Annotated in this window: 12 protein-coding genes; 4 read left to right on the top strand and 8 right to left on the bottom strand. The window is 63.7% G+C overall.

Translation table 11 applies throughout. The features are described from left to right. Positions 1 to 193: 193 nt before the first annotated feature. On the bottom strand, positions 194 to 2,392 hold the full coding sequence (locus ACVOLI_RS18410; protein WP_481615491.1) for a TonB-dependent receptor: 2,199 nt from the start codon (positions 2,390 to 2,392) through the stop codon (positions 194 to 196). 155 nt (positions 2,393 to 2,547) lie between these two features. Between ACVOLI_RS18410 and ACVOLI_RS18405 the strand changes: the two genes are divergently transcribed. The 3 genes from ACVOLI_RS18405 (at position 2,548) to ACVOLI_RS18395 (ending at position 7,599) form a co-directional block, all read left to right on the top strand. Next, positions 2,548 to 3,951, top strand: coding sequence for a GntP family permease (locus ACVOLI_RS18405; RefSeq protein WP_481539565.1), 1,404 nt, complete (start codon positions 2,548 to 2,550; stop codon positions 3,949 to 3,951). Between the two features lie 87 nt (positions 3,952 to 4,038). Continuing rightward, a complete protein-coding gene (locus ACVOLI_RS18400; protein ID WP_481615490.1) occupies positions 4,039 to 5,046 on the top strand; it encodes an extracellular catalytic domain type 1 short-chain-length polyhydroxyalkanoate depolymerase in 1,008 nt (335 codons plus the stop codon). A gap of 207 nt (positions 5,047 to 5,253) precedes the next feature. Continuing rightward, positions 5,254 to 7,599 carry a TonB-dependent receptor gene (locus ACVOLI_RS18395; protein WP_481615489.1) on the top strand — a complete coding sequence of 782 codons (2,346 nt, stop codon included), beginning with the start codon at positions 5,254 to 5,256 and terminating at the stop codon, positions 7,597 to 7,599. Positions 7,600 to 7,961: 362 nt separating this feature from the next. Here ACVOLI_RS18395 and ACVOLI_RS18390 read toward each other — a convergent pair whose 3' ends face one another. Beyond that, positions 7,962 to 8,324, bottom strand: a complete 363-nt coding sequence (locus ACVOLI_RS18390; protein WP_481615488.1) for a GFA family protein — start codon at positions 8,322 to 8,324, stop codon at positions 7,962 to 7,964. Positions 8,325 to 8,406: 82 nt separating this feature from the next. Between ACVOLI_RS18390 and ACVOLI_RS18385 the strand changes: the two genes are divergently transcribed. Then, the gene (locus tag ACVOLI_RS18385) at positions 8,407 to 8,838 is read left to right on the top strand and encodes a hypothetical protein (RefSeq protein WP_481615487.1); all 432 of its coding nucleotides are present in this window, start codon (positions 8,407 to 8,409) and stop codon (positions 8,836 to 8,838) included. An 84-nt stretch (positions 8,839 to 8,922) separates the two neighbouring features. Here the strand turns inward: ACVOLI_RS18385 and ACVOLI_RS18380 are convergent, their stop codons facing one another. The 6 genes from ACVOLI_RS18380 to ACVOLI_RS18355 form a co-directional block, all read right to left on the bottom strand. Next, positions 8,923 to 9,315, bottom strand: a complete 393-nt coding sequence (locus tag ACVOLI_RS18380; protein ID WP_481615486.1) for a bleomycin resistance protein — start codon at positions 9,313 to 9,315, stop codon at positions 8,923 to 8,925. 132 nt (positions 9,316 to 9,447) lie between these two features. Further along, on the bottom strand, positions 9,448 to 9,804 hold the full coding sequence (locus tag ACVOLI_RS18375) for a 5-carboxymethyl-2-hydroxymuconate Delta-isomerase (protein WP_481615485.1): 357 nt from the start codon (positions 9,802 to 9,804) through the stop codon (positions 9,448 to 9,450). Positions 9,805 to 9,817: 13 nt separating this feature from the next. After that, positions 9,818 to 10,609 carry a hypothetical protein gene (locus ACVOLI_RS18370; RefSeq protein ID WP_481615484.1) on the bottom strand — a complete coding sequence of 264 codons (792 nt, stop codon included), beginning with the start codon at positions 10,607 to 10,609 and terminating at the stop codon, positions 9,818 to 9,820. 46 nt (positions 10,610 to 10,655) lie between these two features. Next, positions 10,656 to 11,531: a PhzF family phenazine biosynthesis protein gene (locus tag ACVOLI_RS18365; protein WP_481615483.1), complete on the bottom strand. Its 876-nt coding sequence runs from the start codon at positions 11,529 to 11,531 to the stop codon at positions 10,656 to 10,658. Between the two features lie 459 nt (positions 11,532 to 11,990). Continuing rightward, positions 11,991 to 12,851, bottom strand: coding sequence for a PhzF family phenazine biosynthesis protein (locus ACVOLI_RS18360; RefSeq protein ID WP_481615482.1), 861 nt, complete (start codon positions 12,849 to 12,851; stop codon positions 11,991 to 11,993). Positions 12,852 to 12,883: 32 nt separating this feature from the next. Further along, complete coding sequence (locus ACVOLI_RS18355) at positions 12,884 to 13,753, bottom strand: PhzF family phenazine biosynthesis protein (RefSeq protein WP_481615481.1); 870 nt, start codon at positions 13,751 to 13,753, stop codon at positions 12,884 to 12,886. Positions 13,754 to 14,120: the final 367 nt, after the last annotated feature.

Raw genomic sequence — 14,120 nt, 5'->3', positions numbered from 1 at the left:
CCCCCCCGCGGGGGTGTCGCTGGCCCCTGGTGTCCCTCCGGCTGTGTTGGGGGGGGCCGGCCCCCCCCCCCCCCCCCGCGGGGGGGGCCCCCCCCCCCCCCCCGGGCCGGTGCATGGTCGCGCGCGTGCAGGCGCAGGCCATCGTTGCTGCTCCAGTACAGATCATCGTAAGACTGGGTCATGCAGGTGTTTCCTAGAAATCGTAGCGGACGCTGAGGCTGTACTGGCGCGGCGGGCCATAGAAGCCGATCAGGGTGCCGACTGCCGGGATGTTGTAACCGGTGGTGCGGTATTCCTTGTCGGCCAGGTTGGTGCCCTGCAGCGAGAAGGTCCAGGCGTCATTGAGCTTCCAGATCACGCCGGCATTGACCAGCCCGTAGCCGTCCTGGCGGATCACCGGGCTCAGGTCGGTGGTCGGCCACACTTCGCTCTGGTAGCTATAGCCCACGCGTGCGGACAGGTTGCTGCCATTGGCCAGCTCGGTGCGGTATTCGACGTTCAGTGCACCCGAGAAATCCGGCGCATTGGTGAACTTCATCTGTTTGGCAACGTTGACGCCACGGTCCATGTACTCGTCGTACTTGGTGTCCAGCCAGGCCAGGTTGCCGGAGATCAGCCAGTGCGCGGTGGGCAGGTACTGGTATTCGATTTCCAGGCCGTTGACGGTGCCCTTGCCGGCATTGGTGAAGTCGCCGAAGAAGGCATCGTTGACGCCGTCGCCATTGGTGTCGATGCCGGTGAACACCGACAGCTGGATGTCCTTGTACTTGTTGTGGAAGGCGGACAGGTTCAGGAACAGGCGCGAGTCGAGGAAGCCCATTTTGCTGCCGATCTCGAAGCTGTCGACGGTCTCGTCATCGAAGGGCTCGGCCGAGCGCGGCACCGCCACGGCGTTGGCGCGGATGTTGTAACCGCCGGACTTGAAGCCGCGCGTGGCCAGACCGTAGACCATGATGTCCGGGGTGATCTGGTAATCCAGCGACACCTTCGGCGAGACGTTCTTGAAGTTGGTGGTCTTGTCGAAGTCCGCAGCGACTGCGATCGGGCGGCTGAAGGTCGCGTCGGAGTAGAAACGGTTCAACACGACCGCACGCTTGTCCTCGTCGGTGTAGCGGGCGCCGACGTCGAGCTTGAGCTTGTTGGTCAGGTCGAAGGTCCAGTCCGCATAGAGCGCGATGCTGTCGGTCAGCACCTTGCCGCGGGTATCGCCGAACTGCAGGTTGAAGAAGTTGTTGCGGATCTGTCCGCCAGCTTCACCACTGAACTGGTACAGGCCAACCACACCGCGCACGCGGCCGCCGGCGTCGTAGTTCAACTGCAGCTCGTTGCTGACCTGGTTGTCCTCGTAGAAGCCACCGACATCGGCCAGCTTGACCGGCGTGGTGTCGAAGTCGATGTTGGAGTGGCTGTCCGACTCGCGCTTGGCGATCACGTACTTCAGCGCAATGTCATCGTTCGGACGCCAGTTCACCGTGGCCGAGGCGCCCTTGGTCTCGACGCTGTTGAGGTTCTGCATGCCCGAGCGGATGTCGTAGCGGTCATCCATCGGCGGGTAGGCCGGGGTGAAGGGGTTCGGTGCCAGCATCTTCGAGCCACGCATGCCGGACTGGTCGTCGATCCAGTCCAGCGCAAACTGCACGTCGAAGTCGTCGCCTGCATAGGCGCCCAGGTTCAGGCGTGCGGCATTGATCTGCTTGTCACTGATCGGCTGGCCGTTGTAGGTGTTCTCGCCGAAGCCGTCGCGGTTCATGCTGGCCACGGCGATGCGCCCGCGCAGGCCGCTGTCGGCGCCGCCCAGCGGGCCGCCGATGGCCGCCTTGGCATCCAGCTGGTTGTAGTTGCCTGCGGTGATCTGGGCATAGCCCTCGACCTGCGTGGGCAGGCCGCGCGAGATGTACTTGATCGCGCCACCAATGGTGTTCTTGCCGTACAGCGTGCCCTGCGGGCCGCGCAGTACTTCGATGCGCGAGACGTCGAACACGTCCAGCAGGGCACCCTGCGGGCGCGCGATGTAGACGTCGTCCAGATAGATGCCCACGCCCGGGTCCGCGCCCCAAGTGGGATCGGACTGGCCGACGCCGCGGATGTAGGCGGTGACCGTGCTGCTGGCGCCACGCGCCGCGTAGATGGTCAGGTTGGGTACCTGCGAGTCGAGATCGGCGATGTCCTGCACGTTCAACTTGTCCAGCGCTTTGGAGGTGAAGGCGGTGACCGCGACCGGTACTTCCTGCAGGGTTTCCTCGCGCTTGCGCGCGGTGACGGTGATGCTGTCCAGGTTGGTAGCCGAAGCGGCCTTGCCCTCCGTCGCCGCAGCCGGTTGTGCTTCCTGTGCCAATACCGGCCCGGAGGCCAACAGCGCGCCGATCATCAGGCTCAAACAATTCCGCTTCATTCGGTCCTCCCCAGGCAAGTGCGTTGTAGATGGCCGCATGCCACCCTCGGAGCCAAGGCTAGCGACGCAGGTGTGCACCAGCGAGTGGACCTAGGTCCAGTCGGCAGCGGCCATCAGATCAGGATACTGGGCGCCTCTCCACTCGGAAGCGCCGTATGTCGTTACTGATCGTACTTGCAGCGCTGGGCTTCCTCATGCTGGTGGCCTACCGCGGTTACAGCGTGATCCTGTTCGCGCCCATCGCCGCGCTCGGCGCGGTGCTGCTGACCGACCCGTCGCTGGTGGCGCCGATGTTCACTGGCTTGTTCATGGACAAGATGGTCGGTTTCCTGAAGCTGTACTTCCCGGTGTTCCTGCTGGGCGCGGTGTTCGGCAAGCTGATCGAGCTGTCCGGGTTTTCCAAGTCGATTGTTGGCGCGGCGATCCGCCTGTTCGGCCCGCAACGGGCGATGCTGTCGATCGTGCTGGTGTCGGGCCTGCTCACTTACGGTGGCGTGTCGTTGTTCGTGGTGGTGTTCGCGGTCTATCCGTTTGCCGCCGAGATGTTCCGCCAGAGCAATATCCCCAAGCGGCTGATCCCGGCGACGCTGGCCGTGGGCGGCTTCAGCTTCACCATGGACGCGTTGCCGGGCACGCCGCAGATCCAGAACATCATCCCGACCACCTTCTTCGGCACCGACACCTGGGCCGCGCCAGTGCTCGGCGTGCTTGGCAGCATCTTCGTGTTGGCGGTGGGCATGGCCTACCTGGAGTGGCGCCGTCGCGTTGCCGTGCGTAATGGCGAGGGCTATGGCGACCCGGCAACGCTGGTCAACGAGCCGGTGCCGTTCACTGGTACCAACCTCGCGCATGCGGGTATCGCGGTGTTGCCGCTGCTGCTGGTGTTCGTATCGAACAAGCTGTTCACCCTGGGCATTCCGCATTGGTATGGCGCCGAGCACAGCTTCGTGCCGTCCATCCTCGGCAAGTCGGCGCCGGTGGTGCAGGAAGTGCCGAAGATCGCTGCGATCTGGGCGGTGGAGGGGGCGCTGCTGGTGGGCATCCTGTCGGTGATGCTGTTGGCCTGGCGACCGGTGGTGACCCAGTTTGCCGATGGCACCAAGACCGCGATCAGTGGCGCCTTGTTGGCCGCGATGAACACTGCCTCGGAGTACGGGTTTGGTGCGGTGATCGCCGCATTGCCGGGCTTCATGGTGGTGGCCAATGCCTTGGGTTCGATCAAGGACCCGCTGCTGCATGAAGCCGTTACGGTGACCGGCCTGGCCGGCGTCACCGGCTCCGCCTCCGGCGGCATGAGCATCGCCTTGGCGGCGATGTCGGAGACCTTCATCGAGAACGCGCAGGCGGCCGGCATCCCGATGGAAGTGCTGCACCGGGTTGCGTCGATGGCCTCCGGCGGCATGGACAGCCTGCCGCATAACGGCGCCGTGATCACCTTGTTGATGGTGACCGGGCTTACCCATCGCCAGGCCTACAAGGACATCTTCGCCGTGACCATCATCAAGACCCTGGCGGTGTTCGTGGTGATCGGCATCTATTACGCCACCGGCTGGGTTTGACAGCGGCGTCGCAACACCCTCTGGAAGGCTGGTCCACGAGGATTTCCGGTACGACTTCATCCACGACTCACGCATGAGGATCTGGCTATGAAATCTGGAATCGTTTCAATCAAGGCTGTTCTATTTCTGCTGTGTAGCTGGCTGGCGCCGGGCAGCGCGTTTGCGCAAAGCGCTGCAGGCCATTGGGATTTCGGTCTGTATGGCAACCTTTTCGGTAGCCGCGAGTATCAGGTATGGGTGCCGGCGGGCTATGAGGCAAGCAAGCCGCTGCCGGTGCTGCTGGTGCTGGTGCTGCACGGCTGCGTCAACGGGCCCAACCTGATGGGTGAAGCCTCTGGCTTCAATGATGTTGCCGATGTCGAGGGCTTCATCGTGGTCTATCCGCGTCAGAACGTTACCTCCAACCCGACCCGCTGCTGGAACTGGCAGTTGCCGATCAACCAGGCACGTGGCAGTGGTGAGGCCTCGATCCTGGCCGGGATCGTCGATGCGGTGAAGGCCGACTACGCCGTCGATCCGCGCCGGGTCTACGTCACCGGCATTTCCGCTGGCGGCGCGATGACCTCGATCATGCTCGCCTGCTATTCGGATGTGTTCGCTGCGGGAGCCATCCATTCCGGCGGCATGTACAAGGGCGCGACCACGGTATCCGGCAGCGCTTATGCACTGCTGGCCGGCAGCATCTATTCACCGGAAAGCAATGGCAAGCTTGCCTGGCAGTGCTCGGGCTCGCCGTCGCCGCGTCCGTTGCCGGTGCTGGTGTTCCATGGCAGCGCCGATGCAACGGTCAATCCGGTGAACGGCCAGCAGGCGGTGCGGCAGTTCCTGCAGACCAATGATCTGGCTGATGATGGACTGGACAATGATTCGGTCAAGTACGTGCCGACCAGCACGGTTGCCGGCCAGGTGCCGGGTGGGCGCGCGTACACGGTCAAGAACTACACCTACGGTGGCAAGACCCTGGTTCAGGACTATCTCGTGCATGGCATGGGCCATGCCTGGAGCGGCAGCATGTCTGGCTTGCCGTTTACCGATCCGCAGGGACCGGATGCGACCTTGATCACCTGGTTGTTCCTGAAAGACCAGCTGCGCTGAGCGCTTGCTGCGCGGGAATTGATTGAAGCGTGTCATTGCCAGCGTGGGAGCAATCGGCTCCTGCGCTGGCGTTTGGTTTTCCGGGGTTGTCCGCTGGTAATGCCATCGAATTGCAACCTTGTGCGGTGATGATCTGCGCGCCTCATGCCGCGTCATTGGCCCTGTCCGGGCTAGGCGCAATCATCAACTGCCAACCAAGGCCATTCCATGCAGCGTCACCGCATCACTTCTGCAGTCACCCGTACCACCCATCATTTTCCGCGTCGCTCGCTGCTGGCCCAGGCCTGCGCGTTGTTGATCCTGCCGCTGGCCGCACAGACCGCGCTGGCCCAGGATGCCGCGCCGGCGGAGGCGCGCAGCGCCGCCACGGCGCTGGACACCATTACCGTCACCGCTGAGCGCCGCGAGCAGAACCTGCAGGACGTGCCGGTGTCGGTGGGCGTGGTGCAGGGTGAAGCCCTCCGCAGCTATACCGAAGGTGCGGACGATACGCTACTGGCGCTGTCTGGCCGCGTTCCCAGCTTCTATGCCGAGACCACCACCGGGCGCATCTTCCCGCGCTTCTACATCCGCGGCCTCGGCAACATCGACTTCTACCTCGGCGCCTCGCAGCCGGTCTCCATCATCCAGGACGACGTGGTGCTGGAACACGTGGTGCTCAAGTCCAACCCGGTCTACGACGTGGACCAGGTGGAAGTGCTGCGCGGCCCGCAGGGCTCCTTGTTCGGCCGCAACACCACCGCCGGCATCGTCAAGTTCGATACCGCCAAGCCCAGTCAGGAACCGAGCGGCCGGGTGAATGTCAGCTACGGCAGCTACAACACGGTCGCCATCGACGGTGGCATGGGCGGCGCGATCAATGACGTGCTGTCCTACCGTGTGTCGACCCTGTATCAGCACCGCGACGATTGGGTGGACAACACCTATCGCGGCCCCAGCGCCGATGGCACGGTGACGCCGAAGAACGACACCATGGGCGGCTACGACGATCGCAACCTGCGCCTGCAGCTGCTGTACAAGCCGAACGAACAGTTCTCGCTGCTCGGTTCCGTGCATACCCGTGACTATGAAGGCACCTCCACCCTGTTCCTGCGCAATGCGTTGGTGAAGGGCAGCAATCGCACTGACGTGCCGCGCGACAAGGTTGCCTTCGACGAGGCCGACAACAACCCGCAGGCCTACAAGACCCACGGTGGCTCGCTGAAGGCCATCTATGACTTCGGCAACACCACGCTGACCTCGATCAGCGCCTACGAGACCACCTCCGGCTACAGCCGTGGCGATACCGACGGCGGTGCCGCGGCGAACTATCCGGTCAATGGCCTGCCCAATGGTTACGGTCAGTCGATGGGGCAGGTGCAGGATCTGGACCAGTTCACCCAGGAGCTGCGCCTGGCCTCCAATGCCACCGATCCGCTGTCATGGCAGGTTGGCGCGTTCTACTTCGATGGCCGCGACACCACCGATTTCTACCAGCGCGCCTGGTTCCTCAACGCACCTGCGCGCAATCCCAACAACTGGGTGCGCCTGCGCAACATCAATACCTCGTGGGCAGGCTTCGGCCAGGTGAGCTGGAAGGCCACCGATGCGTTGACGCTGACCGCTGGTATCCGTGCGACCAAGGACGAGAAGAGCACGCGCCTGCTGAAGACCGCCGACACCGCTGCCGGTCTGGTCACCTACAAGGGCCGCCATAACGTCGAGATGTCGGACACCCAGCCGAGCTGGGACCTGAGCGCGATGTATGAAGTCAGCCCGGAGCTGAGCCTGTACGCACGCGTGGCACGTGGCTTCCGTGGCCCGACCATCCAGGGCCGCTCGGCGGTATTCAACGCCGATTTCACCACCGCCGATTCGGAGACCATCCTGTCCTGGGAAGCCGGCATCAAGAGCAGCCTGTTCGACAACCGCCTGCGTCTGAATGTCAGCGGCTTTACCTATACGGTCAACGACATCCAGCTCAACGGCAACGATTCCAACGGTAATGGCGTGCTGTTCAACGCCGACAAGGCGCGCGCCTACGGCCTGGAAGCCGACATGGATTGGCGCCCGATCCCGAACCTGTCGCTGACGGCCGGCCTGAGCCTGCTGCATAGCGAGATCCAGGACAAGCGCGTCTATGCGCAGGTCTGTGCGTTGAACGGCGTGGTGGTGTGCACGGTCAACGACCCGACCATCAAGATCGGCAGCAATGTCTACGCCCAGATCGACGGCAACCCGCTGCCGAACGCACCCAAGTACAACTTGAACCTGGCCGCGCGTTACGACATTCCGGTGGGTGATGATGGCGCGGTGTTCTTCTCAACGGATTGGAACAAGCAGGGCGAAACCCAGTTCGTGCTGTACGACAGCAAGGAGTTCTACTCCAAGGGCAATTTCGAAGGTGGCCTGCGCGTTGGCTATACCGGCGGCTACGGTGCCTGGGAAGTGGCGGCGTTCGCCCGCAACATCACCAACGAGAAGAACCTCAAGGGTGTGATCGAGAACTATATGGCGGCGGTCTACAACGACCCACGCATCATTGGTGTTTCGTTCAACTACAACTGGCGTTGAGTTTTGCTTGAAGCCCCTCTCCCTCCGGGAGAGGGGTTGGGGTGAGGGTGCGTGCAAAGCAACCTGCAGTTGCGCTCTGCTTTGGTAGTGCTGCGGGCAAAGCAGGGGCTGGAAGCCAAAAGCCGCCCTCATCCGCTCCTGCGGAGCACCTTCTCCCGTAAACGGGAGAAGGGAAAGGGCCACGGCCAAGGCCAAGGCCACGGCCACGGCCACGGCCAAAGCCAAAGCCAAAGCCAAAGCCAAAGCCAAAGCATAAGCATAAGAGCCAGGAGCCAGGAGCAGAGCGATTCCCGCCTTCGCGGGAATGACGGCATCGGAGCAAAAAGACAAAGCCAAAGCGAGCGCTAATTCCAGATGCCCGATCAGACCATCCCCGCGCCCACGGTCGCCCTAACCGGAATCCCCGCCGGATCAAACTCCTCCAGGCAGAACACATTCACCCCGTAGCAGTCCGGGGTGACCCGCTTGCGGTGGAACGGATAGATACCGCAGGTACCGCAGAAATAGTGGTGCGCGGTCATCGTGTGGAACTGGTACTCCACCAGCGCCTCCTGCCCGGACAGCAGCTCGAACGCGGATTCATGCACTTTCACCATCAACGCGTTCTTGCGCCGGCAGATCGAGCAATCGCAGGTGGTGAGTTCCGGGAAGTCGGTCTGAATGCGGAAGCTGACAGCGCCGCAATGGCAGCTGCCCTGATAAGTCTGCAGGGGGCGGTGGGACACGCGTATCTCCAGAAACAAAATGAGCGCCTAGGCAAGGCTTGGATCATACTCAGCCCATCATCGGACGGGTGGGGAGAGGGTGATGCGCGCATTCCTGAGAGGCTTGCTGGCGGTGGTGCTGGGCTTGATCGCTGGCAGCGCGGTGAACATGGGGCTGATCCTGCTCGGTGGCCAGTTGATACCACCGCCAGCGGGTGCGGATACCAGCACCACGGAAGGCCTGCAAGCCGCAATGCCCATGTTCGAAGCCCGCCACTTCCTGTTCCCCTTCCTCGCCCATGCATTGGGCACCTTTGCGGGTGCGTTGCTGGCAACCTGGATTGTTGGCCGAGTCAGTAAAGTGCCGGCACTGCTGATCGGCTTGCTGTTCCTGGCCGGCGGCATCGCCAGCTGCTTCATGCTGCCAGCACCACGCTGGTTCGAGGTGCTGGACGTACTGCTGGCCTACCTGCCATTTGCGTGGCTGGGTTATCAGATCGCAAAAAAGCCAGCCCGGGCTGTGGGAGCGGCGTAAGCCGCGAAGCTGATGATCCAACTGCAACCGCTTCATTTGCGATTGCAGTTGTTGACCTGCCTGTCCCGGTACGAGCTTCACGGCTTACGCCATTCCCACAACCCCCACCGGCTGCGGCAACGCCTGCCCGAAACACAGCACGTTGCCAGCAGGATCGGTGACGCTGAAATCGCGCATGCCATACGGCCGGTCGCCAATGGCAACGGTGATGGCAACGCCGGCAGCCAGCAGCTGCGCGTGATAGTCGTCGATGCCGTCGATGTGCAGGTACAACCTGCTGATTCCACCGGGTCTGGCATCGCTACGGGTGACCAGGGTCAGCTCCACCTCGTCGCGGCAGACAGAGGCCATTTCAGCGGGATCACCCCATTCCCATGCCAGCGAGAAGCCAAGCTTGTCGCGATAGAACGCCAGGACTGCGGACAGGTCTTCGACACCGAGAAATGGCGACACCGAATGGAAGTGCGTGGTTGTCATGGCAAGTGTCCGTTTGGGGCTTGGGTTCAGGAGCCTGGCGGAATCAGTCCGGCATTCGCGCCGATGCTTGGCATCGCTTACGGTTTGTTGTTGCATCGCCGATGATGTGTTGACGCTGCGGTGACCGCAGGATCAGGCCGTGAACGTTTTCGCGTAGCTGTCGCGATCGATATCCACGATCTCGACACTGATCTGCAGCTCCAGTCCACCGGCGGTAATGAGTGATCCAAGTGCTTCCAGCAGTACGTTGGCAACATCGCGTTTGATCTCGCTGCTGCGACCACTGAGTATCGCCAGGCGCGCGGCCACAAAGCCACGCGGGCTGTCGGTGGTGCCGATCGCGACGCAATCAAACGCCAGCGCACGCGATTTGATGTCGGCTTCCTCGAACTGGCCGGTGCGGAGCAGCGCATGGTTGAGGGTGAGTAGCGCCGCCGGGGTAATGGCGGTGGCGAGATTGCTGCTGTATTCGATGGTCAGATGGGGCATGGCGAGTTCGTTGTCAGGGCTGCGCGGATGGCAGCAGCGCGTTGATGCGCTGGATCATCGCATCCGGGTAGTGGATTTGGGTGGGTGTATCGGCGAGCGGTGCAGCAGCATCGGCATCGCGCAGGTCGGCGTCCAGGCCACTTTTGGGTAGATAGATCGGTGCCGCCACCGAGAAGCCGCGCTCAGGCAGGTGGCCGTGGATGGCGCGATAGAGCTGGATGGCATCAAGCAGGGTCAGCGCCGGGCCCGGGTGCATGCCGTCGGCGTCATACCACTGCAGGTCGGGGGCTGCGGCCGAGGCGCTACGCAGGGCTTCGGAGATTGCCACATAAGGAATGCCGGCCTGTTCGGCGGCGGCTGCTTCCTTGGCGATCAGGCGGGCAGATGCTGCCGGGTGTGCCTGGTAGCTGCCCAGCAGCAGGACACGCGCACCGGCGTCGCTGCCGGCCTTTGCCAGTGCCCTGATCGCCGCCTGCGATTTCGTACAGGCGGCTTCGTCGGGCCAGCACAGCAGGGCACCGCCTTGCTCCTGCAGAACCAACAGTTGCGGGCGATGCTCGGCCAGTGCACGTTGAACCGAGCCATCTGCAAGCCGGTCGTCGAGTAGCGCGCCGCCCTCGACGATCATCTGGCTCTGCAGCGGATGGCCATTGGCGGCACTGAGCGCAGCGTAGGTTGCTGGCAGGTTGCCCACGTAGATGAGGCTGTTGCCAACGAACAACGCCTTTGTCGGCTGCGCCGAAGCTTGCGCAGCGCACGCGGTGAAGGCGAACAACAGCATCAGCAGTGAGATCCATCTGCGCATTCCGAACTCCGTGTCGTGATCGGCTATTGGTGAGACTCTGACCGCGTCACCAATCAATGGTTCCGCGGATCACCGTCTGCACCTGCCCGCCGGACCAGACATCGCCGTGCTCGTCGATGCGCAGTTCCAGCAGGGCATCGTGACCGACTTCGCGGCCCTGGCTGGCGGTGTAGCGCTTGTCCACGCCGGGCAGGGCATCGCGCTCGTCCAGCCAAGCGGCCAGTACTGCGTTGGCCGCGCCGGAGGCGGCGTCTTCAAAACGACGGCCATTGCCTACGAAGGCGCGGACCACCAGTTGGTAGTTGTCGCCAGCAGTGCGTGCATAGGCGAACACACCCATCGCGCCGGTGGATTCAGCGAGCGTGGCGATCGCGTCCCAAACCGGATTGAGTGCGCGAAGTGCGGGCTCATCAGCGACTTCAACAACCCACCAACGGCGGCCGCCATCCATCAAGGCCGGTGGCAGCGTGCCCAGCGACCAGCCGGTGATGGCCGGCTGCAGGCGTGGATCGTCAGTAGTGACGATCTCGGCCACCGAGGCGCGCGGGGTGCGGATGGCGATGGTGCGGATGCCGTCGTGTTCGCTGATCTGCAAAGGCAACTGGCCAGCGATGCCGTCCTGTACCAGCTGTCCGTCGATGGCTGCCACCACTCCGCTTTCAAGCACGGCATGCGCGCTGCCGACGCTGGGATGGCCGGCGAACGGCACCTCCTTCTGCGGGGCGAACATGCGGATGCCGTAGCTGGTGCCGGGTTTGGTCGGGGCGAAGATGAAGGTGGTTTCGGGCAGGCGGGTCCAGCGGGCGATGGCCTGCATGGCGGCATCGTCCAGGCCATCGGCATCGAGGACCACGGCCAGCGGGTTGCCGGTGCCGGGGCGCGGGGCGAATACGTCGAGTTGCAGGAAGCGGCGGGTGGTCATGGGAGAGTCCGAGTGCTGTGAGGCTGTTCTGTTGTAGTTGCAGTTGCAGTTGCAGTTGCTGCTGCAGTCGCAGTCGCAGTCGCAGTCGCAGTCGCAGTTGCTGTTGCCTTGGCTTTGGCCGTGGCCGTGGCTGTTGCCTTGGTTTGGGCCGTTGCAGTTGGCTTTTGCCTTAGCCCCTCTCCCGCTTGCGGGAGAGGGGTTGGGGTGAGGGGAGGCGGACGAAGTCCGCTTGCTTGGTGCTTTTGGGTTGTTGCTGTCTGCAAAGGCGAAATCAAAGGCATGCGTGCTTCGCACGCTTCCCCTCATCCGCCCCTTCGGGGCACCTCGCTCCGCGCCCCGGCCCTGCGTAGCACGCAGGGCGTACGAACAGTCACGAGCCTTTGGCTCGTGAACGCCTGTTCTTAACCCCGCCTGCGGGAGAAGAAAGAGCGGATCGCGGCGCCCTTTGTTGGATGCCTGTCACCACTCAATCTGCCCAGCAATAACCTGTTGCACTTCACCCCCAATCCAGATGTTGGAGTCCGCATCCACTTCCACCCGTACCTCGCCATTGCGGCCGAGCTCACGGCCCTGGCTGGCCAGGTACTGCTGGAAGGGTTTGATCCGGCCCTGCGCCAACAGCTGTGCGGCAACCAGCGCGTTGGCGCTGCCGGTTACCGGGTCTTCGTTGACACCGACACCGGGCGCAAAGGCGCGCACCACGTACTGGTAGCCCACATCCGGTCGGTCAGCCGGTGCATACACCGCCAGCTTGCCGCGGCCCGGCATGGCAGCAATCGCCGCCAGCTCCGGCTTGTAGCGACGCAGGGCGGCCTCGCTGCCGGCCTCCAGCAGCCACCAGTCCGGGCCGTTGTTCCAGAGTTCCGGGCTGTGGCCAGGCTTGGCCAGTGCTGCCAGACCTTCAGGAAGGGCGTCGAGGGTGGTATCACGGCGTTCCGCCTGCGGGCTGCGCACATGGATCTGGCGGAACCAACGACCGCCCTGTACCCGTACTGGCAGCAGACCGGCTTTGCATTGCTGGATCAGCTGGCCGTTGTCGTCGGGTGTGGCCAGGCCGAGTTCCACCGCGGCCCAGGCGGCACCGACGCTGGGATGGCCAGCGAAGGGCAGCTCACCCTTCGGGGTGAAAATGCGGATGTGGTAGCTGGCGCCTTCATCGGGCGGCAGGAAGAAAATGGTCTCGGACAGGTTCAGCCAGGCGGCGATGGCCTGCAGGGCGGCATCATCCAGGCCTTCGCTGTCGACGATGACACCCAGCGGGTTGCCGGTGCCCGGGCGGGCGGCGAACACGTCCAACTGCAGATAACGGCGAACAGACATTGCGGATCGGTTCCAGACGACGGCTGGGCAGCTTACCAGTGCACCTGTCCTGCGATAACCGGCTGGACCTGGCCGCCGATCCAGACCGTGCCCTGCGTGTCGATTGATAGCTGGACGCGACCATCGCGCCCCACTTCCCGGCCCTGGCTGGCCACGTAATTGCCATCAGCATTGGGTAGTTGCCCGTGTTGCTGCAGCCATGCGGCAATCAGCGCATTGGCACTGCCTGTGACGGGGTCCTCGGGCACGCTCGCCGAATCTGCGGGACAGAACACACGTACCACCAGTGCGTGGTCTGGGCTGCTCTCGGCAGCGAACACCGCAACGCCGGTCGCGCCGGTGGCATTGCTCCAGTCGGCGATTGCAGGCATGTCCGGAACGAGTGCACGGACGCTGTCGGCGTCACGCGCCGGCAGCAACCACCAGCCCGGTCCGTTGTCCCAGAGTTCGGGGGCATATCCCGGCGCGAGCAAGGCCTGCAGCTGTTCCGGCACGACGCCCGGCGCGGTCTGCCGCTGCCGGCCAGGTGGGCTGGCCAACAGGATGGTGGGGGCGTCACGCGGGCCGCTTGCCTGCACGGGTAGCAGGCCGGCTGCGCATTGCTGCAGCAGTTGGTCGTCACCTGGCGTCGCCAGACCCGAGGTGACCGCCGCCCACGCCGCGCCGACGCTGGGATGGCCGGCAAAGGGCAGTTCGCTGCTCGGGGTGAAGATGCGGATGCGGTAGCTGGCGCCATCATCCGGCGGCAGGAAGAAGACCGTCTCGGAGAGGTTCAGCCAGGCGGCGAGGGCCTGCATGGCGGCGGTATCCAGGCCATCGCTGTCGAGGATGACACCCAGCGGGTTGCCGCTGCCGGGGCGGGCGGCGAAGACGTCCAGTTGCAGGTAACGGCGTTGGCGCATGGGTTTTCGGGTCGGGCGGGGCTGTGCCAGCTTAGGCAGGTCGGGAAAAAGCGCCAGAGGCGGCAAGGCTTTCAGGGCCATTCCTCAAAATAATGAACCGTCATCCCGCGTAGGCGGGAATTGCTTTGGCTTTTGGTTCAGGCGGGGCCGAGGTAGAGGTTGGCCCCAAAAAATAGTGAATTGTCATTCCCGCGTAGGCGGGAATCGCTCTGGCTTTTGCCCTTTGCTGGGTGCAAGAGCCAGAGCCAGAGCCAGAGCCAGAGCTAGAGCCTGAGCCTGAGCTAGAGCCAGAGCCAGAGCTAGAGCCAGAGCTAGAGCCAGAGCCAGAGCCAGAGCTAGAGCCAGAGCTAGAGCCAGAGCTAGAGCC

It is taken from the genome of Stenotrophomonas sp. STEN029, from assembly GCF_056760015.1.
The sequence above is the reverse complement of the archived record's forward strand: the minus strand, read 5'-3'. Positions and strand labels throughout refer to the sequence as shown.